Below are 24747 nucleotides of genomic sequence, written 5' to 3' on the forward strand. Positions count from 1 at the left end.
CTGATTCCCAAGCCGTTCGACCCGCGCCTGATCGTGCGCATCGCGCCGGCGGTGGCCAAGGCGGCGATGGAAGGCGGCGTGGCGACGCGTCCGCTGGCGGACCTGGAAGCCTACGAAGAGCAGCTGCAGCAGTTCGTGTACCACTCGGGTGCGTTCATGAAGCCGCTGTTCTCGGCGTCCAAGCGCATCGTGCGCGAAGGCGGCAAGGCGCGCATCGTGTTCGCGGAAGGCGAGGATGAGCGCGTGCTGCGCGCCGTGCAGGTGGTGGTCGACGAAGGCCTGGCCCGTCCCATCCTGGTGGGCCGTCCGTCGGTGCTGCTGGCCCGCATCGAGAAACTCGGCCTGCGCCTGCGCCTGGGCGAGGACGTCGAGGTCACCAACCCCGAATACGACGAGCGCTTCCACCAGTACTGGACGACGTACTGGGAGCTGATGTGCCGCCGCGGCATCACCAAGGAAATGGCGCGCGTGGAAATGCGCCGCCGCCTGACGCTGATCGGCGCGATGATGGTGCGCCTGGGCGACGCCGACGGCATGGTCTGCGGTTCGGTGGGCGCTTACCACGACCACCTGCGTTTCGTGGACGAGGTGATCGGCCGCCGTGCGGGCCACAACGTGTATGCGGCGATGAACATCCTGCTGCTCAACGAGCGCACGGTGGTGCTGGTCGACACGCACGTGAACGATGAGCCCTCGGCCGAGCAGATCGCCGAATTCACGGTGGCGGCCGCGAATGAGATGCGCCGCATGTACCTGGCTCCCAAGGTGGCGTTGCTGTCGCGTTCGAACTTCGGTTCGGGCAGCTCGGCCTCGGGCGCGAAGATGCGCCGGGCGCTGGAGCTGGTGCGCCAGATCGCGCCGGAGCTGGAGATCGACGGCGAGATGCACGGCGACTGCGCGCTGGACGAGGCGCTGCGCATGCGCATCCTGCCGTCGTCTTCGCTCAAGGGCGAGGCCAACCTGCTGGTGTGCCCGAACGTGGATTCCGGCAACATCGCCTACAACCTGCTCAAGACCGCGGCAGGCGGCAACGTGGCCGTGGGCCCGTTCCTGCTGGGCGCGAATGCGCCCGTGCACATCCTGACCTCCAGCTCCACCGTGCGCCGCATCGTCAACATGACCGCAATGACGGTCGTCGATGTCAACACACCGCGTTGAAGTCAGGCCTGCCGGTCCGGCGTGCCCGCGCACGCCGACCGGATTGGTCCTGACCGGAGGCGGCGCCCGCGCCGCCTATCAGGTGGGCGTGCTCAGCGCCATCATGGAACTGCTGGATCCGGACTGGCATTCCCGTTTCCAGAATCCCTTTCATATCATCTGCGGCACGTCGGCCGGGGCGATCAACGCCGCGGCGCTGGCATGCCGGGCCGACCGGCCGCATCTGGGCGTGCGGCGCATCCGGCGCCTGTGGTCCTCGCTGAATACCGACATGATCTACCGGGCCGACGCGCCCGGCCTGCTCCGCACGGGCGTGCGTTGGCTGGGCCTGCTGTCGCTCGGCTGGATGTACTCGGGGCTGGCGCGCAAGCGGCCCACCTCCCTGCTGGACAACAGCCCCATGCAGGCCTTGCTGGGCCGCGTGCTGGACTTCCAGCACCTGCGGTCCAATCTCGAAAGCGGGGCGCTGTCGGCGCTGGCGATCACGGCCTCGGGCTACACCAGCGGGGAACACCTGACCTTCTACCAGGCGCACACGCCTATCGAGCCCTGGCACCGCTATCTGCGCCTGGCCATCCCCACTCCGATCGGCATCGACCACCTGATGGCGTCCTCCGCCATTCCGTTCGTCTTCCCGGCCCGGCAGGTGCAGGTGCACGGCAAAGGCGAATGGTGCGGCGACGGTTCGATGCGCCAGCTGGCGCCGATCAGCCCGGCCATCCATCTCGGGGCGCACCGGGTGCTGGTGATCGGCACCGGCTTCCGGGACGACACGCACCCCGAGAACCGCGAGGACTCGCCGCCTTATCCATCCCTGGCGCAGGTAGGGGGCCACGCGCTGGCCAGCATCTTCCTGGATGGCCTGTCCGCCGACATCGAGCGACTGCAGCGGATGAACTCCCTGATGGCCCTGTCCGGCGAGGACGGCCACAACCCCAGCGTGCGCCGCATCGAGGTCCTGACGATCACGCCGAGCCAATCGCTAGACCTGATGGCGCTGGAGCATTTGCAGGACATGCCGGCCCAGGCCCGTGCCCTTTTTCGCGTACTCGGTGTATCGTCCGATCCAAGCCGTCCGGGAGGGGGATCGCTGATGTCCTACCTCTTGTTCGAATCCAGCTACACCAAGCGATTGATTGAACTGGGTTATGCCGATACGATGCAGCGTAACGACGAAGTGATCGCCTTTTTCAAGGAGGCTCAGGCATGACGCGCAATGGCCAATCTACTTTGCAGCGGCAGCTCCTGCGCGGCGGTGCGCTGGCCGACGAAGGGCTGGACAAAAAGGCCGTGGTGGACGCTGCTCATGAGCTCGGCCTGGCCTTGTTCGTCGCCAATTGCGACCCCGCCCGCAGCCGTTCGGCGGTGTTGCGCGCCATCGTCAAGGCGGTGGACTTCCCCGAGTATTTCGGCGGCAATCTCGACGCGCTGTACGACTGCCTGTGCGATACGGTGCTGGATCACAAGGTCGGCGTGGTGCTCTGGCTGTACAAGCTGCATTCCGGCGATCCGGCGCTCGAGGAAGACGCCGCCCTGATCGAAACCGTCTGCTCCGATGCGTCGGATTTCGCCCGTGAAAACGGCCGCGTTTTCGCGTACGTCATTGAGCACGCCGGCAAGCACCCCGACCCCGAGCCCGGCGTGGCTGCCGCGCCCTACGGCGAAAACAGCTGACCGGCCTACCAGCCCAGCAGCGCGCTGGCGGCTGACACCAGCGCCAGCCCGGCCGTTTCGGTGCGCAGCACCCGGGGGCCGAAACGCACGGCCTGCACGCCTGCCTCGCGGGCCAGCGCCAATTCCTTGTCCGACCATCCGCCTTCCGGACCCACCAGCAGGGTCAGCGCCTGCAGGCCAGGGGCCGACCGCAGCCGCGCGGCAAGATCGTCAGCGGCTTCCGGGTGGCACATCAGGCGCAGGCCTTCGTCCGGTTGCGCCAGCCACTCGGCCAGCGTCCGGGGCGCGTCCACGGCCATGAGCCGGTTGCGGCCGCATTGCTCGCTGGCGGATTGCGCGATGCGCTGCCAGTGGGCCACGCGTTTTTCCAGGCGCGGGCCAGACAACTGCAGCACGCTGCGCTGCGCCGCGATGGGGCAGACCCGAGCCGCGCCCAGCTCCACGGCTTTCTCCACCACCCAGTCCATCTTGTCTCCGGAGGGCAGCCCCTGGACGAGGGTGACGCGGCCGCCGAGCTCGGCCTCGCGGGGCGAGAATTCGCCCAGCCGGGCAAAGCCGGCCTTGCCTTCCACTTCCAGCACCGCGGGATACTCGCCGCCCTGGCCGTTGAACAGCAGGAGGGCTTCGCCGTCGCGCAGGCGGAGCACCCGCAGCGCATGGTGCGCAAGGGCGTCGGGCAGGGCGACGCGTGCGCCGGAGCTGAGAGGGATGTCGCAAAAGAAGCGGGGGGCGGACATGAACGTTACAGAAAATGAAAAAATGGCCCCTCGGTGGGGCGGCAAACCCGTGAAACGGGCGCGGCGAGGGGCTTTTATCGAGGGGAGTAGCCTAGCATGGGGCTCGCCTTATGGCCGATGGCGTCGGGGAAACCCCTGGATGCTAAAATCCCCTGCTTCGCAACCTACTTAACTGGCCCTATTTTCATCTAGGCATGCCAGCCTCAAAGAGCCTTCCGAATGAGCAATCCGACCGCCCCTAAACTTGCCTTGGCGGATGCCATCCGCGCCCTCGCGATGGACGCCGTGCAACAAGCGAACTCCGGGCACCCGGGTGCTCCCATGGGCATGGCGGAAATCGCCCAAGCCTTGTGGGCCGGCAACCTGCGTCACAATCCCAAGGATCCCGCCTGGGCCAACCGCGACCGCTTCGTGCTGTCCAACGGCCACGGCTCGATGCTGATCTACGCCTTGCTCCACCTGACGGGCTACGATCTGCCGATCGAAGAACTGAAGCAGTTCCGCCAACTGCATTCCAAGACGCCGGGCCACCCCGAAGTGGGCATCACCCCGGGCGTGGAAACGACCACCGGCCCGCTGGGCCAGGGCCTGGGCAATGCCGTGGGCATGGCGCTGGCCGAAGCGCTGCTGGCCGCTGAGTTCAACAAGCCCGGCCACGCCATCGTCGACCACCACACCTACGCCTTCGCCGGCGACGGCTGCCTGATGGAAGGCATTTCGCACGAAGTGTGTTCGCTGGCCGGCACGCTGAAGCTGGGCAAGCTGGTCGTGCTGTATGACGACAACGGCATTTCCATCGACGGCCACGTCGAGCACTGGTTCGCCGACGACACCGCCAAGCGTTTCGAAGGCTACGGCTGGAACGTGATCCGCGGCGTGGACGGCCACGACGTCGCCGCCGTGGACGCCGCCATCAAGGCCGCGCGTTCGCAATCCGAAAAGCCCACGCTGATCGTTTGCCGCACCGTCATCGGCAAGGGTTCGCCCAACATGGCCGGCACGCACAATGTGCACGGCGCGCCGCTGGGCAAGGACGAGATCGCCGCCACCCGCGCCGCGCTGGGCTGGTCCGCGGAACCGTTCCAGATCCCGCAAGCCGTGTACGACGGCTGGGATGGCCGCCAGAAAGGCGCTTCGGCCCAGGCCGAATGGCAATCCGCGTTCGACGCCTACGCCGCCGAATTCCCCGCCGAGGCCGCCGAGTTCGCTCGCCGCATGAAGGGCGAACTGCCCGCCGGCTACGCCGAGCAGTTCCAGTCGTTCCTGAACGCCACCCTGGAAAAGGCCGAAACCGTCGCCACCCGCAAGGCTTCGCAGTTCGCGATCGCGGCGCTGGCCCCGGTCCTGCCGGAAATGCTGGGCGGCTCGGCCGACCTGACCGGCTCGAACTTCACCGACTGGAAGGGCGTCGCCGCCGTCCGCGCGGGCGAACAGGGTTTGCAGTTCGGCCGCCACATCAACTACGGCGTGCGCGAATTCGGCATGGCCGCCATCATGAACGGCGTGGCCCTGCATGGCGGCTACCTGCCGTTTGGCGGCACGTTCCTGACGTTCTCCGACTATTCGCGCAACGCCATCCGCATGGCCGCGCTGATGAAGCAGCGCGTGGTCCACGTGTTCACCCACGACTCGATCGGGCTGGGCGAAGACGGCCCCACCCACCAGTCCATCGAGCACGCCGCCAGCCTGCGCCTGATTCCCAACCTGTCGCTGTGGCGTCCGTGCGATACGGCCGAAACCGCCGTCGCCTGGAACGCGGCCGTGACGCGTCCGGCCAGCATCGGCATGGACGTGCATGACGGCGGCCCGACGGCCCTGTTGCTGTCGCGCCAGAACCTGCCGTTCGTGCCGCGCGACGCCGCCACCGTTGAAGCCATCGCCCGCGGCGGCTACGTGCTGCGCGACGCCGAAGGCGCCCGCGCCGTCATCATCGCCACCGGCTCGGAAGTCGCCATCGCGCTGGACGCGCAGGCGCAGCTGGCCAAGGAAGGCATCGCCGTGCGCGTGGTCTCCATGCCCAGCACCGACGTCTTCGACAAGCAAGACGCCGCCTGGAAGCAGTCCGTACTGCCCAAGGGCCTGCCGCGCGTGGCCGTCGAAGCCGGCGTGACCGCCTTCTGGCACAAGTACGTGGGCCTGGAAGGCGCCGTGGTCGGCATCGACCGCTACGGCGAATCCGCGCCGGCCGGCGCACTGTTCAAGTTCTTCGGGCTGACCGCCGACAAGGTGGCCGAGACCGTCCGCCAAGTTTTGTAAAAAGGAGCTTAGTCATGACCATTCGCGTCGCCATCAATGGTTACGGTCGCATCGGCCGCAACATCCTGCGTGCCCACTACGAAGGTGGCAAGAAGCACGATATCGAAATCGTCGCCATCAACGATCTGGGCGATCCCAAGACCAACGCGCACCTGACGCGCTACGACACGGCCCATGGCAAGTTCCCGGGCACCGTCGAAGTCGACGGCGACTTCATGGTCGTCAACGGCGACAAGATCCGCGTGCTGGCCAACCGCAACCCGGCCGAGCTGCCCTGGGGCGAGCTGAAGGTCGACGTGGTCCTGGAGTGCACGGGCTTTTTCACGACGAAGGAAAAGGCCGGCGCGCACATCAAGGGCGGCGCCAAGAAGGTCATCATCTCGGCTCCCGGCGGCAAGGACGTCGACGCCACCATCGTGTACGGCGTGAACCACGGCGTGCTGAAGGCCACCGACACCGTCATCTCGAACGCGTCGTGCACCACCAACTGCCTGGCCCCGCTGGTCAAGCCGCTGAACGACAAGCTGGGCCTGGAAAACGGCCTGATGACCACTGTCCACGCCTACACCAACGACCAGGTCCTGACCGACGTCTACCACGAAGACCTGCGCCGCGCCCGTTCGGCCACCATGAGCATGATCCCCACCAAGACCGGCGCCGCCGCCGCCGTGGGCCTCGTGCTGCCGGAACTGAACGGCAAGCTGGACGGCTACGCCATCCGCGTCCCGACCATCAACGTGTCGCTGGTCGACCTGTCGTTCGTGGCTAGCCGCGACACGACCGCCGAAGAAGTCAACGGCATCCTGAAGGCTGCCTCGGAAGGCGAACTCAAGGGCATCCTGGACTACAACACCGAGCCCCTGGTTTCGGTCGACTACAACCACAACCCGGCCTCCAGCACCGTCGACGCGTCGCTGACCAAGGTCTCGGGCCGCCTGGTCAAGGTCTCGTCCTGGTACGACAACGAGTGGGGCTTCTCGAACCGCATGCTCGACACCACCGTCGCTCTGATGTCGGCTAAGTAAAGCAACACGGCTGGGGCCTGCGCACACTATCGGGTGCTTATGCAAAGCGCCGTCTAGGGTGAGCAGGCCCCGGGTCCAGAGGGGACGGATTTGTTTTCCGCCATTGCGGAAAATGGGTTCGTCCCCTTTTGTTCGCCCATCGTAGGAATTCAAACATGTCCAAGGTCAATACCCTCTCCGCGCTGGCCAAGTCCGGCGCCCTGTCCGGCAAGCGCGTGTTCATCCGCGCCGACTTGAACGTGCCGTTCGACGACGCCGGCCGCATCAGCGAAGACACCCGCATCCGCGCCTCGGTGCCCGGCATCCGCATGGCGCTGGACGCCGGCGCCGCCGTCATGGTCACGTCCCACCTGGGCCGCCCCAAGGAGGGCGTGCTGACCGAGGCCGATTCGCTCGCCAAGGTCGGCCAGCGCCTGTCCGAGCTGCTGGGCATGCCCGTGCAGCTGGTGCGCGACTGGGTCGATGGCGTGCAGGTCGATCACGGCCAGGTCGTGCTGCTGGAAAACTGCCGCGTGAACGTCGGCGAGAAGAAGGACGACGAAGCGCTGTCCAAGAAGATGGCGGCGTTGTGCGACGTCTACGTCAATGACGCCTTCGGCACGGCCCACCGGGCCGAGGCCACCACCCACGGCATTGCGCGCTTCGCGCCCGTGGCCTGCGCCGGCCCCTTGCTGGAGGCCGAGCTGGAAGCCCTGGGCCGCGCGCTGCACGAACCCAAGCGTCCGCTCGTCGCCATCGTGGGCGGCTCCAAAGTGTCGACCAAGCTGTCCATCCTGCAATCGCTGGCCGACAAGGTCGACCAGCTGGTCGTGGGCGGCGGCATCGCCAATACCTTCATGCTCGCCGCCGGCCTGTCCATCGGCAAGTCGCTGGCCGAACCCGATCAGGTCGACCAGGCCCGCGCCGTGATCGACATCATGAAGCAGCGCGGCGCGGCCGTGCCGATCCCCGTTGACGTGGTTTGCGCCAAGTCGTTCGGCGCCGATGCCGAAGCAACCGTCAAGGCCGCCACCGACGTGGCCGAAGACGACATGATCCTGGATATCGGTCCCCAGACCGCGGCGCAACTGGGCGAGATCCTGAAGAAGGCCGGCACCATCGTCTGGAACGGCCCCGTGGGCGTGTTCGAATTCGACCAGTTCGCCAACGGCACGGAAGTGGTGGCGCGCGCCATCGCCGAATCCGAAGGTTTCTCGATCGCCGGCGGCGGCGACACGCTGGCCGCCATCGCCAAGTACGGCATCAGCGAGCAGGTCGGCTACATCTCGACCGGCGGCGGCGCGTTCCTGGAGTTCCTGGAAGGCAAGACCCTGCCCGCCGTGGCCGTGCTGGAAGCTCGGGCGGGGTAGAGGGTCCCTCCCACGCTGCGCCCCTGCGGGGCTAGCTGCCGTTCGAAGGGGCCTTGCCAGGTGTCTGACACCCTCAGGGCAAGGCGCTTCAAACTCGAAGCAGCCTCTCAAGGGTGTCTGACACCAACCGGGAAGGGGCAATACTTTCGCCGGTGTCAGACACCCGGCAACACCGGAGCAATCCGTGCCGGTGTCTCGTAAGGGTGTCAGACACTGCTGAGGCAGCTCTTCAAGGGTGTCTGCAATACTTTCGCTGGTGTCAGACACCCGGCGGCATCCGCGTAATCCGTACGGTCATCTCGTACGGGTGTCAGACACTGGCTTCCTCCTTCCTTTCCCTCACTCCATCTTCGCGCCGGACATCTTCACGATATCCGCATAGCGCGCGATTTCCGACTGCATGAACGCGCCGAACGCTTCCGGTGTCTGGCCCGCGGGCACGAGCGCGCCCATGCCTTCCATCCGCCGCTTCATCTCCGGATCGGCCACCACGGCATTCACTTCCTTGTTCAGGCGCTGCACCACGTCTTCCGGCGTGCCGGCAGGCGCCACGATGCCATACCAGGCGGATGCATACATGCCGGGCACGCCCGCCTCGGCGAAGGTGGGCACGTCCGGCAGCGCCGGCAGCCGCTGGCGGGACGCGACGGCCAGCGCGCGCAGGGCGCCGGCCTGGACCTGCGCCAGGGAGCCGGTGTCCAGCATCATGTCCACCTGGCCCGCCATCAGGTCCGAGACGGCCGGGCCGCTGCCTTTGTACGGAATGTGCAGCACGTCCACGCCCGTCAGGTGCTTGAACATCGAGCCCGCCAGGTGCTGCGATGAGCCGACGCCGCCGGAACCGTAGTTCAGCTTGCCGGGCTCGGCCTTAGCCGCGGCGATCAGGTCCGCGACCGAGCGGAAGCCCGATTGCTTGGGCACTTCCAGGATGTTGGGGATCTCGGCCACGAAGGCGACCGGCGCGAAATCTTTGGCCGGGTCGAAGCCCAGCCGCGAATACAGGTGTGGATTGGCGGCGTTGGTGGAACTGGTGGCCACCAGCAGCGTGTAGCCGTCGGCCTTCTCGCGCACGAAGGCGGCGGTGCCGATGTTGCCGCCCGCGCCGGCCTTGTTGTCCACGATGACCGTTTGCCCGAGACGCTCGGTCAGGCGCTGCGCCAGCATGCGGCCCAGCGCGTCGGTGGCGCCGCCCGGCGGCCATGGCACGACCAGCTTTACCGGACGATCGGGGTAGGTTTGCGCGACGGCGGCGGGGGTGAAGCCGGCGGCCAGCGCGGCCAGCGCGAGCGCGCTGCCGGCGCGGCGCAGGAGGGCGAAATGCATGGGGTCTCCAGGAGTGCGGGCCCGTGATCCACCGCGTGCGCGGGCGGCGGGCCGTCTTGGTCTATGGACGCGGCCGGGGCCGCTTTCTTATGGTGGCGACTCTACGCAATGGCCTCGCTGCCGAAAAGGGATAAATATTTAAGGAAATTCATTCCTTAAAGGAATATAGATGGCACCCGCACGATCCAGCGCATCTGCGCGGGGCGGGCTTGGTGTAGGCTTGGCGCACATACCGCGCGCGCCGCGGAATTCCGCTATCCGACTCGCCCGCAGCATCATGAACCTACGCCCGTTTCCTGGCCTGAATAACCTCCGGGGCATTACCCGGGAATCGGCGCGGCGCGACGTCATGGCCGGGCTGAGCGTGGCGGCCGTGGCGCTGCCGGTCGGGCTGGCCTACGCGGCCATGATGGGCGTTCCGCCCGTCGCGGGGCTGTGGGCGGCCATCGCCGGGATGCTGGGCTATGCCGTGTTCGGCTCGTCGCGCACGCTGATCGTGGGCCCGGACACGGCCACTTGCACCCTGATCGCGGCCACGCTTACCGGCATGGCGCTCAGCACGCCGGAAGACCGCCTGGTGGCGGCAACGGGCATCGCCCTGACCGTCGGCGTCGGCTGCCTGATCGCCCGCGTCCTACGCCTGGGCGTGCTGGCCAATCTGCTGTCCCGCCCCGTCCTGATCGGTTATATGGCGGGCGTGGCCATCACGCTGGCCGTCTCGCAGCTGAGCGGTCTGACGGGCGTGGGGCTGCGCAACAGCGGCCTGGTACACCCCTTCCTGGAGCTGTCGCGCCGGCTGCCTGAAATCCGCATCCCCACCCTTTGCCTGGGCGTGGCGTCCTGTCTGCTGCTGGTGGGGCTCAAGCGTTGGCGGCCGACCTGGCCGGGCCCCATTGTGCTGGTAGCAGGGTCCTGCCTGTTGTCGTGGATCTTCGATTTTCCCAGCCTGGGCATCGCGGTCGTGGGCGAGGTGCCCGCCGGGCTGCCGTCGCTGAGCCTGCCCGTCCGGCTGGAAGGCGTGGACGGCATCCTGATGGGCGCGGCCGGGGTGCTCGTCGTAAGCTTCTCCAGCGGCATCGTGACGGCCCGCAGCTTCGCCGCGCGCACCGGCGAACACGTCGATCCCAACCGCGAGCTGGTGGGCTTTGGCGCGGCCAACGTGGCGGCTGGACTGTTTCAGGGCTTCGTGGTGACCGGCGCCGATTCGCGCACCGCGGTGGGGCTGGTCGCCGGCGGCTCGTCTCCGCTGGTCAGCGTCAGCGCCGCGGCGGCGCTGGCGATAGTCGTGGGCCTGTTGAGCGCGCCGCTGTACTGGCTGCCGCAGGCAGTGTTGTCTGCCATCTTGCTGCTGGCAGCGGCCAGCCTGTTCGACGGCCACGCCTTCCTGCGCCTGGCCCGCATTTCGCGCATCGAGCTGGCGTTCGGCATCCTGGCGGCCGTAGGCGTTATCGGCTTCGGCGTGCTGCAGGGCGTGGCGGTGTCGGTGGGCGCCACGCTGCTGTACGCCATGTATGTGTCGGGCAATCCCCGCGACGCCTTGCTGGGCCGCCTGCCCGGCGAATCGGTGCTGGGCAAGCTGCACCTGAACCCCGATGCCCAGCCGGTGCCGGGCACGGTGGTCTGGTTGTTCGAGTCGTCCGTGTGGTTCTTCAATGCCGACGCATTCCGCCGGCGCGCGCGCGAAGTGATGGACCAGGCGGCCGGCGCGCAATGGTTCGTGCTGGACGCCGAAGCCATGACCCAGGCGGACGCCGATGCGGTCGAGGCGCTGTATGAGCTCAAACGCGAGCTGGATCTCCGCGGGATGGCGCTGCTGGTCGCGGGCGGGCATGGCCAGTTCCGCACGGCGCTGGAGCGTTCCGGCCTGGTGAAGAAAATCGGACGCGACAAGATCTTCGGCAGCCCCGAGCAGGCCGTCGAGGCCATCGAGCGCTGGCGCCAGGCGGCGCCTTCCACGCTGGGCTAGGGCCTCTGCGGCCTCACCGCTGCTTCACCAGCGCCAGCGTGTGCTGGGCGATGATCAGTTCTTCATTGGTGCGGACCACGTAGACGCCGATGCGGCTGTCGTCGCTGGAAATGCGGGGCCCGTGGCGGGCGTTGCGTTCCGGATCGAGCTTGATGCCCAGCCAGCCCCAATGTTCGCTGATCGCCTGGCGGATTTCGGCGGAGTTTTCCCCGACGCCGGCGGTGAAGACGATGGCGTCGACGCCGTTCATCGCGCAGGCCAGCCCGATCATGCCTTCGGCCACGCGCCATGCGAAGTACTGCAGCGCCAGCTTGGCCGAGGGCGCGTCGCTGGCCAGCAGTTCGCGCATATCGTTGCTGATGCCCGACAGGCCCTTCATGCCGCAGTCGTGGTACAGCATGTGCTCGATTTCGTCGTGGCTCATGCCGCGTTCCATCATCCACAGCACGATGCCCGGGTCCAGGCGGCCGGGGCGCGTGCCCATGGGCAGGCCTTCCAGCGCCGTGAATCCCATGGTGCTGTCTACGCTCTTGCCGTGGTGCATGGCGCAGGCGGAGACGCCCGAGCCCAGATGCGCGGCGATGATCTTGCCCATGGCGATGTCCGGCAGCGCCTGGCGCAGGCGCTGCGCGATGTATTCGTAGGACAGCCCGTGGAAGCCGTAGCGGCGCACCCCTTCCTGGTACAGGCGCTCGGGCAGCGCGTAGCGGTCGGCCACGTCGCAGTGGCTGCGGTGGAATGCGGTGTCGAAGCACGCCACCTGCGGGATCCAGGGCCGGCGTTCGCGGATGACACGGATCGGAGCCAGGTTGTTCGGCTGGTGCAGCGGCGCCAGCGGCGTGAAGGTATCCAGCTTTGCCAGGATTTCGTCGTCGACCAGCACCGGCTCGGACAGGTCGGGGCCGCCATGCACCACCCGGTGCCCAACCGCCAGCGGCGCGCCGCCCAGGTGGCCGCTCAGCCAGGTGCCGACCACTTCCTGGGCGTTGGGCACGTCGGGCGCGTGGCTGGGCGAGATTTCTCGCTCGACCAGGGTCTGGCCGGCCGCGTCGCGCACCCGCAGCCTCGGCCGCGGGGTGCCGATGCCTTCAAGCTGGCCCCCCAGGCGCGGGGCAAGTTCCTGCGCGCCGTCGATGTCGTACAGATAGAACTTGATGCTGGAACTGCCGGCGTTGATGACGAGAATGGTGTCGGTCATGGCGCTGTGATTCCACGTTGAGACAGGCCGCTTGAGCGCTCCCTTGAGGGAGGGCGCGTCGACGGGCAGGGGATGGATTCCATGCCTTAGGCCAGCGGGCGGGCTTGCTGCTGATCCAGGTGGTGCGCGTAGATGGCCGCCACCGCGCACGAGGCCAGGCGCGACCGCGGGCTGTCGGCGCGGCTGGTCAGGATGATGGGCACGCGCGCGCCCAGCACGATGCCGGCCGCTTCCGCGTTGGCCAGGAAGGTCAGGTTCTTGGCCAGCATATTGCCGGCTTCCAGGTCCGGCACTACCAGCACCTGCGCGATCCCGGCGACCGGCGAATGGATGCCCTTGATGCGCGCTGCATCCGCGCTGATCGCGTTGTCCAGCGCCAGCGGGCCGTCCAGCAGTCCGCCGGTGATCTGGCCGCGATCGGCCATCTTGCATAGCGCCGCGGCTTCGATGGTGCCGGGAATGCTGGGCGTGACCTGTTCCACCGCCGACAGGATGGCGATGCGCGGCTCGCCCAGGCCCAGGCCGTGATGCAGGTCGATCACGTTGCGGATGATGTCGGCCTTGGTTTCCAGGTCCGGGAAGATGTTGATGGCGGCATCGGTGATGAACAGCGGCTCCGCGTAGGTCGGAACCTCCATGATGAACACGTGGCTGATGCGTCGGCCGCTGCGCAGCCCGGTGTCGCGCGCCACCACTTCATGCATGAGTTCGTCGGTGTGCAGGCTGCCCTTCATCAGCAGCGTGGCCTCGCCGTTGCGCACCAGGGCGACCGCGCGTTCGGCGGCCGCGTGGCTGTGCGGCGCGTCGACGATACGGGCGTTGCCCAGGTCCAGCCCATGCTGGGCGGCCGTGGCGCGGATCTTGAGTTCCGGGCCCACCAGGATCGGCTGCAACAGGCCCAGGTCGCGGGCCTGCAGCGCTGACGATAGCGAGGGCTCGTCGCAGGGGTGGGCGATGGCGCATTGCGCGGGCGCCAGCGTCTGCGCGCGGGCGATGAGCTTGTCGTAGTGAGAGGACGCGGGCAGGGTCATCACGAGGCCGTCTTGGTGGATTTGCGCGCCGGGCGCGCGGGCGCCTTGGCGGCGCCGCGCTTGGCGCCGGCGGGCGAGGCCGCCTGCACGGGCTTGGCGGCTGCGGCGGCGGGCGGCTTGCTCTTGGCGGCAGCCGCTCGCGCCGGCTTGCGGGCAGGCGATTTGGCCGGCGCTCTGGCAGGGGCCGGCGCCAGCGCCTGTTCGCGCTTCTGCGCGCGGCGTTCGGCGGATTCGAAGATCCGTTCCATCTCGGCCAGGCTTTCGCGCGCCGCTTCGCTCAGTGGCTCGGCGGCTTCCAGCACGCGCTTCATGGTGTCCAGCGTTTCGCGGATGGCGGCGGCCGGCGAGTCTTCGAGCAGGCGCGGCATGGCCTGGATGGCGGCGGCGGAATCCATCGTCATCATGAGGGCCTGGTCGCGCGTGGTGTCCTTGAATTCCTGCAGGGTCAGGGCGTTGCCGGACTCCGCGCGCATTTTGCGGATCAGCGCGAAGCTGCGCTCGTCCAGGCCGCCTTCGGCACCCGACACGTACAGCAGCATCCGGATCGCGGCGACGCGCAGGCCGCCGGTCTGCAGCAGCGAGCGCAGTTCCGCCGCGCGTTCTTCCATGAAGCGGCGGTGTTCGGGCGATACGCCGGGGTGCTTGCGCGGCGGGCCGGAGCGCGCGCCCTGGCCGGCCAGGTCTTGCACGAGGGGCGAGCCGTACACGCCCATGAAGGTGCGTTCGTCGGCCGAATCGCGCAGCTCCTGCCAGATGTTCAGGCTAGTCTCGATCAGGTTCGAGAACATTTCCTGCGCGATCAGGAAGGGGTTGGAGGGCGAGACCGACTGACGGTGCTCGCGCACGTGTTCCGCCACCTGGGCGATCGGCGCGATCATGGGATTGCGGTCGGAAATGAGCTCATAGGGCAGGCGCAGCGGATGCAGGCGCTGGGCCCATTCCGCGGATTGCGGCGTCACCATGGCGCGCACCCAGGGCTGCATGAAACTGCGGTACATGCCCAGGTTGATGTCGGAGATCCGGGCGACGGCGGCAAAGCGGCGGTCGTCCTCTTCCTTGCGGTCCACTATGGCGCGCACGTCGTCCAGACTGCGCTGCTCGAACGACAGCACGTAGTTGCCGTAGGCCAGGTCCGCGTTCGGCGTATCGGGCGTCTTGTCGGCGATCTCGGCCTGGTAGATGCCCGGCGGCAGCACATCGATCATGTCGATGTTGGACGTGAACTCCTGGTGTTCCTTGCGGGCCACGCTGCCGGACACAAAGATGCCCAGGTGGCCGATGCTTTCGTGCACGGCGTAGACGATGGTCTGGCCGTGGGCCAGCACTTCGGCTTCGTCCTGGTACAGGTCGGGAATCCAGCCCAGCGCCTGCGGCGGAGGCGTGATGTTGTCGCCCTTGGAGCAGAACACCACGATGGGCGAACGAATGTTGCGCAGGTCGATGCGGATGCCGTCGGACGTCACGAGGCCGGCGGTTGCGAGGCGGTTGCCGACGAAGAGATTGTCGACGATGTACTGGATTTCGGGGCCGTTCAGGAAGACGTGGCCGCCCCACCATTTCTCGAAGCTCAGATAGCGCGCGGACTCGGTATCCACCTTGGAGTACAGGTTGTACTGCTTGGACCAGAGCGTATTCGCCGGATTCAGGTTTTCGAAGTTCTGTACCAGCCAGGCGCCGTCGAACTTGCCGTTGCCCAGGTCGCTGGTCAGCGCGGTGAGCCAGCTGCCGCCCAGCAGGCCGCCGGCATAGCGCATGGGGTTCATGCCGCGCCAGCCTGCCCAGTACGACAGCGGGGCGCCGGCGACGATGATCGGGCCGAACAGCTCGGGACGGACCGCGGCGGTCATCATGATCTGCCAGCCCGCCTGGCAATTGGCCACCACCACCGGCTTGCCCTCGGCGTTGGGGTGCAGCGCGATGATTTCTTCCAGGAAGCGCGCCTCGGCCATCATCACGTCTTCGACGGTCTGGGTGGGCATGGGCTGCGGCAGGAAGGTCGCGAAATAGCAGGGATGCCCCGCCCGCACGGCCACGCCGATTTCGCTTTCAGGCTTGAAGCCGCCGATGCCGGGGCCGTGCCCGGCGCGCGGGTCCACGACCAGGAAGGGGCGCTTGATCGGGTCCGTTTCCACGCCCTCGGGCGGCTTGATGCGCAGCAGGCCGTAGTTGACGGGGCGCGGCAGGCAGCGGCCGTCCAGCACCAGTTCGAATTCCATGCTCAGCACGTTCGGGGCGCGCTTGGCCATGTGGTCGTGATATTGATTGCCGCGCTGGCGCATCACGTCGGCGTAAAGCACGCCGCGCTGCCAGGCGTCCACTGCGTACTCATAGGCGGCCGTCCAGGGGTTGAAGGACGGAGCGGGGATGCGATCGTTGCCGGATCCGGCCATGGCGATCTCCTTGTAGTAGCTTCCGGCGGCGGTAGCCGCCAGGCCGATTCCGAGTGGAACCGGCCAGGTTGACCTCCCTATTACACCGCAACTAATGTTGCGCTGCAACATCGAGGGGATTGATCGCCGTCAAACCGGCCGGATTTGCTTGTCCCTTTTTGGATTCCGGCTTTGCCGGCGGCCGGGTTCAGGCCGGATCGTGGCAGACGGCTTCAATGCGGTTGCCGGCGGGGTCAAGCAGGAAGGCCGCGTAGTAATGCGGGTGGTAATGCTCGCGCAGGCCCGGCGCGCCTTCGTCGCGCCCGCCATGCGCCAGGCCGGCGGCATGGAACGCGTCGACGGCGGCGCGGCTGGCCGCCTTGAAGCACCAGTGGCGGCGCGCGCCGGCGGCGGCATCGACGGCCGCGCCGGTGGCGAATACGGAAAGATAGCTGTGCTGGGGGCTGCCGGGCCGGCAGCGCTCGCCGTAGCCGAGCGCGTCGGGGCGGTCATAGACCTTGGCCGCGCCCAGCGCCCGCATGACGGCATCGTAGAAGGGCCGGGCGGCGTCGAGGCCGGGCACGGTGATGGAAACGTGATCCAGCAGCTGCATCGTCGCCTCCGCGGGAATGAACCAGGATCAGGCGCGCGCGGCGGCGTTGTGCTCCAGCCATTTCTGGACGGAGGGCCGCTGCCACTGCCCATCGGCATAGGCGCGCAAGGGGGCCGGCAGATCGTCCAGGGACAGCCGCTTGAGCATGACCGCCAGGTCCGTGTCCGCGATGCACCAGTCGCCGAACAGACAGGCCTGGCCCGCGCCCACCAGGCTCTCCGCCACCCGGATGAGCTTGGCCGCGGCGGCATGGGCGGCGTCGGACAGCGGCTGGCCGGCCGCGCCGTAGAACACGGTTTCGGTGGGGCGTTCCTGGCGCAGGGCGGCCAGGTCGCTGCGCAGCCAGGCCTGCAACTGGCGGGCCCGGGCGCGCGCGCGGACGTCGCGGGGATACAGGGCCGCATGCGCGGGCGCGGGGAAGGCCTCGTCCAGGTATTCGGCGATGGCGCTGGATTCGGTCAGGTGGAAATCCTGGTGCGTCAGCGCGGGCACCCGGGATGTCAGTGCGCGCGCCTGGTAAGGCTGCATGCGCTGTTCGCCCACTTCGAGGTCGATCGGGCGGACCTCGAACGGCAACTGTTTTTCGGTCAGCGCCACATAGGCCGACATGGCGTAGGGGCTGAGGAACAGGGAATCGACGTATAGCGTAATCGGGGCGCCCAAGTGTGATCTCCGGTCAGGCGGGTAGTGGCTGGCGGCAGGGCCCCGCGACGCAAGGCCCCGCATGGGAAAGGGTAACGCAACTGCCGTCCGCCTGTCGCGCGGGGGCGTCAATCCACGATAAAGAGCTTCGCGCCCGTGGCGGTGGAGGAACGGTGCGGCTCGGCCTGGTCCGCGACCTGATAGCTCATGCCGGGCGTCAGCACGAACTGGCGGCCGTCTTCGAGTTCGGTGTGGAGCTCGCCTTCCAGGCAGAAAAGGATGTGGCCCTTGCTGCACCAGTGGTCGGCCAGGTAGCCGGGGGTGTATTCCACCATGCGCACTCGCAGGTCGCCGAACTGCCGGGTCCGCCAATAGGCCATGCCGGTCTCGCCGGCGTGTTCGGTGCGTTCCACCTCGGACCAGTCGGTGGTGCCGAAGGGGATGTTGCTCATCTTCATGATTGATCCTGCGTCGTGGTCCGGACGGCGCCGTCCGGCAAAAAAACAGATACTACGCTACCTCAGGCAGCCAGCTTCTTCTGCCAGAACATGGCGCGGCCCGTGGCGTCGTCGAGCGCGTAGCCCTCGAAGCCGAGCTTGCGGTACAGGCCCTGGGCCACCGCGTTGCCTTCCAGCACTTCCAGGGTGATCTTGCAGCAGCCCAGGCGGCGCGCGCGGTCTTCCAGCGCGGATAGCAGGGCCTTGCCCACGCCCAGGCCCTGAAACCGGGGAGACACGCCGAGGTCGTGCAGATTGACGAGCGGGCGGCAGGCGAAGGTGGAGAAGCCTTCGATGTAGATCGCCACACCGGCGGCTTCGCCGTCGACCCTGGCCAGCAGGGCATGGGCGGCGGGGCGGCGGGCCAGTTCGGCGATGAGGTTCTGCCGCGCGTAGTCGGACAGCGGCGCGCTGCCGCCCATCGGGCCGCTGGCGTATTCGTCTAGCATGGCCAGCACCTGGCGGCCGTGTTCGGAGTTGTTGAAGTCGACGTCGATAATTTCCAGCACGATCGTTCCTGTGGGGGCTTGTCCGTTCCGCGCGGCGGGCCGAGGGTTCCGGGCCGCTGCGGCAACCGGACATTATGCGCGATGCATCCGGCTTGGCAAGGCGCATTGAAAAAACGGTCCGCAACCCCTATCTTCTTGATATTCAAGACCGAATCCCGGCGCGATCCGGGGGCGGCCGCAACCCTTGCAAAGGGCGAAACATGGAGTTCAAGGACTACTACAGCATTCTGGGCGTGGAACGGGGCGCTTCCGAAGACGAGATCCGGCGGGCCTACCGCAAGCTCGCGCGCAAGTATCACCCCGATGTCAGCAAGGAAAAGGACGCCGAGACGCGCATGCGCGACGTCAACGAAGCCTATGACGTGCTGCGCGACCAGGAAAAGCGCCTGGCCTACGACAACCTGGCCGCGGGCGTGTCGTCCGAAGGCAGCTTCCAGCCGCCGCCAGGCTGGGACGAGGGTTTCGAGTTCCATCGCGGCGCGGCGCCTGGCGAAGAAGCGCAGTTCAGCGAGTTCTTTTCGTCGCTGTTCGGCGGACGCGGCCGCCACGGCGGCGCGCAGCGGCAGCAGCAGGAATTCCGCGCGCGTGGCGAAGACCACCATGCCGCGATCGAGGTGGACCTCGAAGACGCGCTCAAGGGCGCCACGCGCGACATCAGCCTGCGTTCCATGAAGATCGACGGCGAAGGGCGTCCGCAGATGCAGACCCGCACGCTTAGCGTGCGGATTCCGGCCGGCGTGCGCGAAGGCCAGTACATCCGGCTGGCGGGGCAGGGCATGCCCGGCTACGGCGGCGGCGAGAACGGCGATCTCTACCTGGAAATCCGCTTCAAGCCGCACCCGCAGTACCGCGCCGACGGCCGCGACCTCTATATGACGCTGCCTGTCGCCCCCTGGGAGGCCGCGCTGGGCGCCAGCGTCAAGACGCCGACGCCGGGCGGCACGGTCGAAGTCACGATCCCGTCGGGCTCCGGCAACGGCCGCAAGCTGCGGCTGCGCGGGCGCGGCATTCCGGGCGACCCGGCGGGAGATCTTTACCTGGTGCTGGACCTGGTGCTGCCGCCCGCCGACAGCGAGGCCGCCAAGGCGGCCTATCGGAAGCTGCAGCAGGATCTGCCTTTCAATCCGCGGCGCCACCTGGGGGTCTGACCATGAAGAAGCTTGTCATTACCAGCGCCACCGTCGTGGGCAAAACGCAACCCCTGAGCGCCGACGACCTGGCCCGCGCCTGCGGCCAGGAAGTGGAATGGATCGTCCGGCTGGTCGAAGTCGGCATCGTCAACGCCAGCGGACGCCGGCCCGCGGAATGGCGCTTCTACAGCGTGGACCTGCAGCGCGCGCTGGACGCCCGGCGCCTGGAGCGGGATTTTGGCGCGAGCTTGGACGCGGCGGCGCTGATCCTGGACCTGAGCCAGGAGGTCCGGCGCCTGAAGGCGCAATTGCGCGTGCTGGGCGCCGACGAGACGTAGCCGCCCCAGGCGGATGGGTAAACTAGCCGCTTGCCGCAACACGGAACAAGCGAAATCCCCTTGGAGACCTCATCCGCCCCGGCGCCGGCCCCGGCTGGCGCCCGCATCGATGGCCTGAAATCGTGCCTGCCCGTCATGATCGGCTACTTCCCGGTGGCCGTGACGTTCGGCATCGCCGGCATGGCGGCGGGCCTGACGCCCCTGCAAGTCATCCTGATCTCCGTGCTGGTCTACGCCGGCGCCAGCCAGTTCCTGCTGCTCGCCTCCATCAAGGCGGGTACGCCATGGCTGTGGGTCGTGGCGCTGTGCTCGCTGCTCAATGCCCGCCACTTGCTGTATGGCCCGCTGCTGTCGCGTTTCCTGCCCGCCGCGCTGCGCGGCCGCCTGAAGATCGCCTTCCTGCTGACCGACGAGGTTTTCGCCACGGCGTTCAACCGCCTGCAGACCGTGGATCCCGCGCGCCGCCAGGGCTGGATGACCGCGCTGGGGCTCGGCGCCTGGCTGACCTGGATCGCCGGCACCGCCGTCGGCGTGTATGCCGGAGACGGCCTGGAACGCCACTACCCCATGTTGTCGCAGGTGATGCGTTTTGCGCTGCCGGCGCTGTTCATGGCCCTGGTTTGCCAGAGCGCCAAGCGCGGCATGGGCCTGCCCATCGTGGCGGCGGTGGCGGGGGCGGGCGTCGTGGCCGCCCTGGGCCATACCAGCGCGGCCATTCTGGCCGGCGCCATCATCGGCTGCGTCGCGTACCGCTTGAGGAGATCCGCATGAATACCGACGGATTGGGATTCTGGGGCGCGGTGGCCGCCATGGCCGTGATTACCTATCTGACCCGCGCGCTGCCGTTCATGCTGTCCGAACGCAGCCGCCTGCTGCGCCATCTGTCGCGCGAAGGCTCGGCGCTGGCCGCGCTCGGGCCATCCCTGCTGGCGGGGATCGCCGCCGCGGTGATCGTGCCCGACCTGCTGGACGCGGGCGAGCAGGCTGCCCGCATCGGGCCTTACGCGGGCGGCCTGGTCGTGACCGCCGTGGCGGCGCGCCTGGTCAGCAATACGGGCGTTGCGGTGCTGCTGGGCATGGCCGGCTACGGCGTGTTGCTGGCCCTGGCGGGCTAGCCGATACGCGTGCGCAGATCCGCCTGCCATTGCTCGGGGCGGCCCAAGTAACGGGACGGCTCCAGCAGGTCATAGACGCCGTCGCGTTCCAGCGCCAGGGTGGGAAAGCCCGTGCCGCCCAGCTGGGCCAGCAACTGCCGGCTCGCTGCGATGTGCGAGGCGGTTTCGGCGCCTTGGGCCGCCGTATAGGCGGCGTCGAAGGCTGCTGCGTCCAGCCCGATGTCGGCCGCCAGCGCCGACAGCACGGCGGGGGCCGCGACGCGCTTGCCCTGCACATAGTGCGCGCGCTGGATGCGCTGGAGCAGTTCCGGCCCGTGGCCGCCCAGCGCCTGCGCCGCCAGGATCGCCGTGATGGGAGGTTCGGAATCGAACACCGCGCCGGTATCGCGCAGCAGCCCGTTGAAGTAGTCCTCGCCGAACGTCTGGCCTGTCAGGCCGGCGATGCGCTCGTCGTGCGGCATGACATAGCGGCGCAACGCCTCGGTTACCGGCCGGCGGTTGGCGCCCGCCATCATGCCGCCGCCGTGGAGCGCAATGTCCAGGCCGGCAATGGCGCGCGCGGACTCCAGCAGCGGCGCGGCGCCGTAGCACCAGCCGCAGAGCGGATCGAAAATGTAATGCAGGGTGGGATTGGGAGTAGCCATGGCGCCATGGTAGACGCAGGCCGCTTCCGGCGTAAGGCTGGCGCGGTAGCCAGAGTGTTGCGCCGGCCGTGCGGATCGCCCGCAAGGCCAGGGGGGGGCGGGCGTCAGCCCGCGATCTGCACGCCGATCCAGAACAGGCCGGCCGCCAGCAGCATCGAGGCGGGCAGGGTCAGCACCCAGGCCATCAGGATGTTGCGCACCGTGCCGCCATGCAGGCCGGTCTTGTTGGCCACCATGGTTCCGGCCACGCCCGAGGACAGGACGTGGGTGGTGGATACCGGCAGGCTGAATACGTTGGCCAGCCCGATGGCGCCCATGGCGGTTACCTGGGCGGACATGCCCTGCGCGTAGGTCATGCCCTGCTTGCCGATTTTCTCGCCTACCGTCAGCACCACGCGGCGCCAGCCGACCATGGTGCCCGCGCCCAGGGCCAGGGCGACCGCCACGATCACCCAGAAGGGCGCGTACTCGGTGGTGGCCGTCAGGTCGGCGCGCAAGCGCTGCAGGTCGGCCCGTTCGCGGGCCGGCAGCCCTTCGATGCGTGCCACCTTCTTGGCCGTGTCGTCCAGGCAGAGCAGGTAGCGGCGCACGGAGATACGCTTCTCGGCCGGCAGGTCGGCGTAGGTGGACACGCCGTGCAGATCGGCCTGCAGCGCGGCGATGGTCGGCATGGTCAGTTCGGGATCGCAGCGGAAGTTGCGCGGCAGCTCGGTGGTCGCGTCGGAGCGCTTGAGCGCCAGGTAGTCGCCCAGCATCGCCTCGTTGCGCTGGTAGAAGACGTTCAGGTGATTGGCGGCGTCGCGGGTGCGTTCGATCTGGTAGGTGGTGCTGTTGGTATCGAGCACGAAATTGGCGGGCACGATGCCGATCAGCACAAGCATGATCAGGCCGATGCCTTTCTGGCCGTCATTGGAGCCGTGGACGAAGCTCACGCCCATCGCGGACAGCACCAGGACCAGCCTGTTCCAGAACGGCGGATGTTTCTTGTTGTCGATGGCGCGGCGCTGTTCGGGCGTCTTGTGCATTTTCGACAGGGGCAGCCAGCGCCTGAGCACCAGCAGCAGCCCGCCCGCGACCAGGAAGCCCGCCACCGGCGACACCACCAGGGACAAGCCGATGTCGATGGCCTTGCCCCAGTTGACGCCGTCCGCCAGCGGCAGGTCGGTGATCAGCGCGTTGGCCAGGCCCACGCCCAGGATCGAGCCGATCAGGGTGTGCGAGCTGGAAGCGGGGATGCCGAAGTACCAGGTGCCCAGGTTCCAGGCGATGGCCGCCGCCAGCATGGCGAACACCATGGCCAGCCCGCGGCCGGTGTCCACATTGATCAGCAATTCCACCGGCAGCAGATGGACGATGGCGTAGGCCACGCCCACGCCGCCGAGCAGCACGCCCAGGAAATTGAAAATTCCCGAAAGCACGACCGCCAGGTGCGGCGGCATGGCTTTGGTGTAAATGACCGTTGCCACGGCGTTGGCCGTGTCGTGGAATCCGTTGATGAATTCAAAGGCCAGGACGAATGTCAGGGCCAAGACAAGACTGAGGCCTACCCAAAGGTCTAGGCCGTGGAAGAGGTCGAACATGGAGGCGGGGGGAGATTCCGGCGAGACGCTGATTATTGCAGATTTGTGACCTGTCACTGGTTGCGTCCGGCTACCAACTGGGGGCGGTTGGGGAGGGCGTCTGGGCAAGGGGGGTGTCAGACACCCGCGGGCACCCAGGCAAGGCGACGGCCGTCTCCTCGGGTGTCAGACACTTGAGCGGCGGGCGGCGTCGGACACCTGCGCAATAGCCAGTGTCTGACACCCGAGGAGACGGCCTTCCCCCTGTGCAACCCGCTCGCGGGTGTCTGACACCCCCCAAAAACACTCAAAACTTCGAATACTGGAACTCGATTTCCATCGGCTTGCCCAGATTCGCAGCCGTATCCGCCTGGATCAGCATGACCGCCAGGAGGCCCAGGTACAACAGGCAGAGCCACAGGGTTCTTTTCATGGGATCCGGTACCTCATGGCCGAAACACCTCGGCGATTCTCTGGTTGACGCGCAGCCAGCCCAGTTCTCCCAGATGCTGGACGTCGCGCAGCGTGCCCACTTCGAAGGGCGCCCCGTACATGTCCATGCAGTGCATGGCGTAACGCCGGCATAGCGCCGCGACTTCGCGCTGCACCGGTCCGAAGCGGTCCAGGTCCTTGAACACCATGGGGTGCAGCGGCTGCATGACGAACAGCGCGTCCACGCCGTGCCGGCGCAAGAGCGCCATCAGGGCGGTCAGTTCGCGCAGTTCGTCGCGGCCCGTCAGCGGCTGCGGCAGGTAGGCCGTCTTGCCGCCTGCGGGAACGGTCCGCAGGTACTTGTCGAAAAAATCGTCGCGCACCGCGTAGGGGTTGTCGGCCATCAAGGCCTGTTCCGCGCCCTGGGCCTGGTTGGCCAGGGCGTCCCAGTCCACTACGCGGGCGGCGGCGGCCGGTCCCGAGCGCTCCGGCTCGGGGGCGGGCGCGGCGTAGGCGGGCGCCCACAGGTCGACCAGACGCTGGCGGAAGACATAGGCCTGCTCGGACACCATCGACCACGCGACGCCGGCATCGCCCTTGGCTTCGAGCCAGCGCAGCATCTCGGCCCGGCCCTCGGGCTGGCTGAGCAGCCGGGGCAGCAGGGGATTGGCGTGTTCCTTGAATTCGTCCGGCCCCAGCCCGCCATCCCCGTCGAACCAGCCCGGCGAGAGCATGACGACGACGCGGGAGGCCGGCGACAGGTCGTCGGCCAGCGCCGCCAGCACCAGTTGCATGCCCAGGGACTGGAAGCCGGAATGGCCGTAGGCCAGCACCGGCATCTGCAATTCGTCGGCCAGATAGCGGTAGGGGACGAAGCGCAGGTCGTTGCTGGTCAGCTCCGACGAGCCCAGGATGACCAGGCGGTCGCCCGTGCGCAGGGCCTGGCTCAGGCGCGACAGGTTGCGGGTCTGCTCCTGCAGCGTATTGCCCAGGTTGGGGAGGTAGATGCCCGGCGCGGCGGCCGGCACGGGCTCCGTCTGCAGGGCCAGCGCATGCACGGCGCCCCACCCGGCGGCCGCGGCGGCGGCCAGGGCCAGCGCCGCCGCCAGCGCGTGCTGCCGGAGAGTGCGTTTGATCATGCCGGGAAACCAGGAAAGGGCGCGGGGCGCCTCGATAGCGGGT

General features: G+C 67.9%; 24 protein-coding genes. 11 read left to right on the top strand and 13 right to left on the bottom strand.

What is annotated here, in order from left to right; genetic code table 11:
• The 3 genes from AGI3411_RS21560 to AGI3411_RS21570 form a co-directional block, all read left to right on the top strand.
• Positions 1 to 1158: phosphate acyltransferase (locus tag AGI3411_RS21560; protein WP_279638354.1), on the top strand; the 1158-nt coding region annotated here is incomplete at its 5' end.
• A 49-nt stretch (positions 1159 to 1207) separates the two neighbouring features.
• Positions 1208 to 2368 carry a patatin-like phospholipase family protein gene (locus tag AGI3411_RS21565; RefSeq protein WP_129529475.1) on the top strand — a complete coding sequence of 387 codons (1161 nt, stop codon included), beginning with the start codon at positions 1208 to 1210 and terminating at the stop codon, positions 2366 to 2368.
• Positions 2365 to 2832, top strand: a complete 468-nt coding sequence (locus AGI3411_RS21570; protein WP_129529377.1) for a barstar family protein — start codon at positions 2365 to 2367, stop codon at positions 2830 to 2832. Before AGI3411_RS21565 ends, AGI3411_RS21570 begins: the two co-directional genes overlap by 4 nt.
• A gap of 5 nt (positions 2833 to 2837) precedes the next feature.
• Here AGI3411_RS21570 and AGI3411_RS21575 read toward each other — a convergent pair whose 3' ends face one another.
• Entirely contained in the window at positions 2838 to 3569 is a 732-nt protein-coding gene (locus AGI3411_RS21575) for a 16S rRNA (uracil(1498)-N(3))-methyltransferase (protein WP_129529378.1), read from the bottom strand.
• Between the two features lie 219 nt (positions 3570 to 3788).
• On the opposite strand from AGI3411_RS21575, the gene tkt reads away from it, so the two are divergent.
• The 3 genes from tkt (at position 3789) to AGI3411_RS21590 (ending at position 8199) form a co-directional block, all read left to right on the top strand.
• Positions 3789 to 5825: a transketolase gene (gene tkt / locus AGI3411_RS21580; RefSeq protein ID WP_129529379.1), complete on the top strand. Its 2037-nt coding sequence runs from the start codon at positions 3789 to 3791 to the stop codon at positions 5823 to 5825.
• Positions 5826 to 5839: 14 nt separating this feature from the next.
• Positions 5840 to 6850, top strand: coding sequence for a type I glyceraldehyde-3-phosphate dehydrogenase (gap, locus tag AGI3411_RS21585; RefSeq protein WP_013395726.1), 1011 nt, complete (start codon positions 5840 to 5842; stop codon positions 6848 to 6850).
• A 155-nt stretch (positions 6851 to 7005) separates the two neighbouring features.
• The gene (locus AGI3411_RS21590) at positions 7006 to 8199 is read left to right on the top strand and encodes a phosphoglycerate kinase (protein WP_129529380.1); all 1194 of its coding nucleotides are present in this window, start codon (positions 7006 to 7008) and stop codon (positions 8197 to 8199) included.
• 339 nt (positions 8200 to 8538) lie between these two features.
• Here AGI3411_RS21590 and AGI3411_RS21595 read toward each other — a convergent pair whose 3' ends face one another.
• Positions 8539 to 9522: a Bug family tripartite tricarboxylate transporter substrate binding protein gene (locus AGI3411_RS21595; protein ID WP_129529381.1), complete on the bottom strand. Its 984-nt coding sequence runs from the start codon at positions 9520 to 9522 to the stop codon at positions 8539 to 8541.
• 277 nt (positions 9523 to 9799) lie between these two features.
• Here AGI3411_RS21595 and AGI3411_RS21600 point away from each other — a divergent pair, with 277 nt between their 5' ends.
• A complete protein-coding gene (locus tag AGI3411_RS21600) occupies positions 9800 to 11488 on the top strand; it encodes a SulP family inorganic anion transporter (RefSeq protein ID WP_208748152.1) in 1689 nt (562 codons plus the stop codon).
• A gap of 13 nt (positions 11489 to 11501) precedes the next feature.
• Here AGI3411_RS21600 and AGI3411_RS21605 read toward each other — a convergent pair whose 3' ends face one another.
• From AGI3411_RS21605 to AGI3411_RS21635, 7 genes are all read right to left on the bottom strand, one after another.
• On the bottom strand, positions 11502 to 12686 hold the full coding sequence (locus AGI3411_RS21605; RefSeq protein ID WP_129529382.1) for an acetate/propionate family kinase: 1185 nt from the start codon (positions 12684 to 12686) through the stop codon (positions 11502 to 11504).
• 86 nt (positions 12687 to 12772) lie between these two features.
• On the bottom strand, positions 12773 to 13717 hold the full coding sequence (locus tag AGI3411_RS21610; protein ID WP_129529477.1) for a phosphate acetyltransferase: 945 nt from the start codon (positions 13715 to 13717) through the stop codon (positions 12773 to 12775).
• Positions 13717 to 16107 (bottom strand): DUF3141 domain-containing protein, encoded by a 2391-nt coding sequence (locus AGI3411_RS21615; protein WP_129529383.1) that lies wholly within the window; start codon positions 16105 to 16107, stop codon positions 13717 to 13719. The genes AGI3411_RS21610 and AGI3411_RS21615 overlap by 1 nt, the downstream gene beginning before the upstream one ends.
• 187 nt (positions 16108 to 16294) lie before the next feature.
• Complete coding sequence (locus tag AGI3411_RS21620; protein ID WP_129529384.1) at positions 16295 to 16699, bottom strand: VOC family protein; 405 nt, start codon at positions 16697 to 16699, stop codon at positions 16295 to 16297.
• 27 nt (positions 16700 to 16726) lie between these two features.
• A complete protein-coding gene (gene yfcF, locus AGI3411_RS21625; protein ID WP_129529385.1) occupies positions 16727 to 17362 on the bottom strand; it encodes a glutathione transferase in 636 nt (211 codons plus the stop codon).
• Positions 17363 to 17469: 107 nt separating this feature from the next.
• Positions 17470 to 17799 (bottom strand): DHCW motif cupin fold protein, encoded by a 330-nt coding sequence (locus tag AGI3411_RS21630; protein WP_088447143.1) that lies wholly within the window; start codon positions 17797 to 17799, stop codon positions 17470 to 17472.
• Between the two features lie 62 nt (positions 17800 to 17861).
• Positions 17862 to 18347 carry a GNAT family N-acetyltransferase gene (locus AGI3411_RS21635; protein WP_129529386.1) on the bottom strand — a complete coding sequence of 162 codons (486 nt, stop codon included), beginning with the start codon at positions 18345 to 18347 and terminating at the stop codon, positions 17862 to 17864.
• A 200-nt stretch (positions 18348 to 18547) separates the two neighbouring features.
• On the opposite strand from AGI3411_RS21635, the gene AGI3411_RS21640 reads away from it, so the two are divergent.
• From AGI3411_RS21640 to AGI3411_RS21655, 4 genes are read left to right on the top strand one after another with little or no spacing between them, the layout of a single operon-like run.
• Complete coding sequence (locus AGI3411_RS21640; RefSeq protein WP_129529387.1) at positions 18548 to 19495, top strand: DnaJ C-terminal domain-containing protein; 948 nt, start codon at positions 18548 to 18550, stop codon at positions 19493 to 19495.
• Positions 19496 to 19497: 2 nt separating this feature from the next.
• Positions 19498 to 19815, top strand: coding sequence for a chaperone modulator CbpM (locus AGI3411_RS21645; RefSeq protein WP_129529388.1), 318 nt, complete (start codon positions 19498 to 19500; stop codon positions 19813 to 19815).
• A gap of 60 nt (positions 19816 to 19875) precedes the next feature.
• Positions 19876 to 20586 (top strand): AzlC family ABC transporter permease, encoded by a 711-nt coding sequence (locus tag AGI3411_RS21650; protein WP_129529389.1) that lies wholly within the window; start codon positions 19876 to 19878, stop codon positions 20584 to 20586.
• Entirely contained in the window at positions 20583 to 20930 is a 348-nt protein-coding gene (locus AGI3411_RS21655; RefSeq protein ID WP_129529390.1) for an AzlD domain-containing protein, read from the top strand. The genes AGI3411_RS21650 and AGI3411_RS21655 overlap by 4 nt, the downstream gene beginning before the upstream one ends.
• On the opposite strand, the gene AGI3411_RS21660 is transcribed toward AGI3411_RS21655, so the two are convergent.
• The 4 genes from AGI3411_RS21660 to AGI3411_RS21670 all read right to left on the bottom strand — a co-directional run bounded on the left by AGI3411_RS21660 (position 20927) and on the right by AGI3411_RS21670 (position 24704).
• Positions 20927 to 21574, bottom strand: coding sequence for a DsbA family protein (locus AGI3411_RS21660; RefSeq protein WP_129529391.1), 648 nt, complete (start codon positions 21572 to 21574; stop codon positions 20927 to 20929). The genes AGI3411_RS21655 and AGI3411_RS21660 overlap by 4 nt on opposite strands.
• Before the next feature lie 104 nt (positions 21575 to 21678).
• Positions 21679 to 23154, bottom strand: a complete 1476-nt coding sequence (locus AGI3411_RS21665) for an inorganic phosphate transporter (RefSeq protein WP_129529392.1) — start codon at positions 23152 to 23154, stop codon at positions 21679 to 21681.
• Positions 23155 to 23440: 286 nt separating this feature from the next.
• Positions 23441 to 23566: a hypothetical protein gene (locus tag AGI3411_RS30540; protein WP_279638355.1), complete on the bottom strand. Its 126-nt coding sequence runs from the start codon at positions 23564 to 23566 to the stop codon at positions 23441 to 23443.
• 13 nt (positions 23567 to 23579) lie between these two features.
• Complete coding sequence (locus AGI3411_RS21670) at positions 23580 to 24704, bottom strand: D-alanyl-lipoteichoic acid biosynthesis protein DltD (RefSeq protein ID WP_129529393.1); 1125 nt, start codon at positions 24702 to 24704, stop codon at positions 23580 to 23582.
• Positions 24705 to 24747: the final 43 nt, after the last annotated feature.

The organism is Achromobacter agilis (genome assembly GCF_900496965.1).
Lineage (GTDB): Bacteria > Pseudomonadota > Gammaproteobacteria > Burkholderiales > Burkholderiaceae_B > Achromobacter > Achromobacter agilis.

Excerpts from the sequence above, each read along its gene's own strand:
- AGI3411_RS21615 (WP_129529383.1), bottom strand. The coding sequence starts at position 16,107 with ATGGCCGGATCCGGCAACGATCGCATCCCCGCTCCGTCCTTCAACCCC.
- AGI3411_RS21595 (WP_129529381.1), bottom strand. The coding sequence starts at position 9,522 with ATGCATTTCGCCCTCCTGCGCCGCGCCGGCAGCGCGCTCGCGCTGGCC.
- AGI3411_RS21670 (WP_129529393.1), bottom strand. The coding sequence starts at position 24,704 with ATGATCAAACGCACTCTCCGGCAGCACGCGCTGGCGGCGGCGCTGGCC.
- AGI3411_RS21570 (WP_129529377.1), top strand. The coding sequence starts at position 2,365 with ATGACGCGCAATGGCCAATCTACTTTGCAGCGGCAGCTCCTGCGCGGC.
- AGI3411_RS21640 (WP_129529387.1), top strand. The coding sequence starts at position 18,548 with ATGGAGTTCAAGGACTACTACAGCATTCTGGGCGTGGAACGGGGCGCT.
- AGI3411_RS21645 (WP_129529388.1), top strand. The coding sequence starts at position 19,498 with ATGAAGAAGCTTGTCATTACCAGCGCCACCGTCGTGGGCAAAACGCAA.
- AGI3411_RS21605 (WP_129529382.1), bottom strand. The coding sequence starts at position 12,686 with ATGACCGACACCATTCTCGTCATCAACGCCGGCAGTTCCAGCATCAAG.
- AGI3411_RS21660 (WP_129529391.1), bottom strand. The coding sequence starts at position 21,574 with ATGGCTACTCCCAATCCCACCCTGCATTACATTTTCGATCCGCTCTGC.
- tkt (WP_129529379.1), top strand. The coding sequence starts at position 3,789 with ATGAGCAATCCGACCGCCCCTAAACTTGCCTTGGCGGATGCCATCCGC.
- AGI3411_RS30540 (WP_279638355.1), bottom strand. The coding sequence starts at position 23,566 with ATGAAAAGAACCCTGTGGCTCTGCCTGTTGTACCTGGGCCTCCTGGCG.
- AGI3411_RS21610 (WP_129529477.1), bottom strand. The coding sequence starts at position 13,717 with ATGACCCTGCCCGCGTCCTCTCACTACGACAAGCTCATCGCCCGCGCG.
- AGI3411_RS21590 (WP_129529380.1), top strand. The coding sequence starts at position 7,006 with ATGTCCAAGGTCAATACCCTCTCCGCGCTGGCCAAGTCCGGCGCCCTG.
- AGI3411_RS21630 (WP_088447143.1), bottom strand. The coding sequence starts at position 17,799 with ATGAAGATGAGCAACATCCCCTTCGGCACCACCGACTGGTCCGAGGTG.
- AGI3411_RS21665 (WP_129529392.1), bottom strand. The coding sequence starts at position 23,154 with ATGTTCGACCTCTTCCACGGCCTAGACCTTTGGGTAGGCCTCAGTCTT.
- AGI3411_RS21620 (WP_129529384.1), bottom strand. The coding sequence starts at position 16,699 with ATGCAGCTGCTGGATCACGTTTCCATCACCGTGCCCGGCCTCGACGCC.
- AGI3411_RS21600 (WP_208748152.1), top strand. The coding sequence starts at position 9,800 with ATGAACCTACGCCCGTTTCCTGGCCTGAATAACCTCCGGGGCATTACC.
- AGI3411_RS21575 (WP_129529378.1), bottom strand. The coding sequence starts at position 3,569 with ATGTCCGCCCCCCGCTTCTTTTGCGACATCCCTCTCAGCTCCGGCGCA.
- gap (WP_013395726.1), top strand. The coding sequence starts at position 5,840 with ATGACCATTCGCGTCGCCATCAATGGTTACGGTCGCATCGGCCGCAAC.
- AGI3411_RS21655 (WP_129529390.1), top strand. The coding sequence starts at position 20,583 with ATGAATACCGACGGATTGGGATTCTGGGGCGCGGTGGCCGCCATGGCC.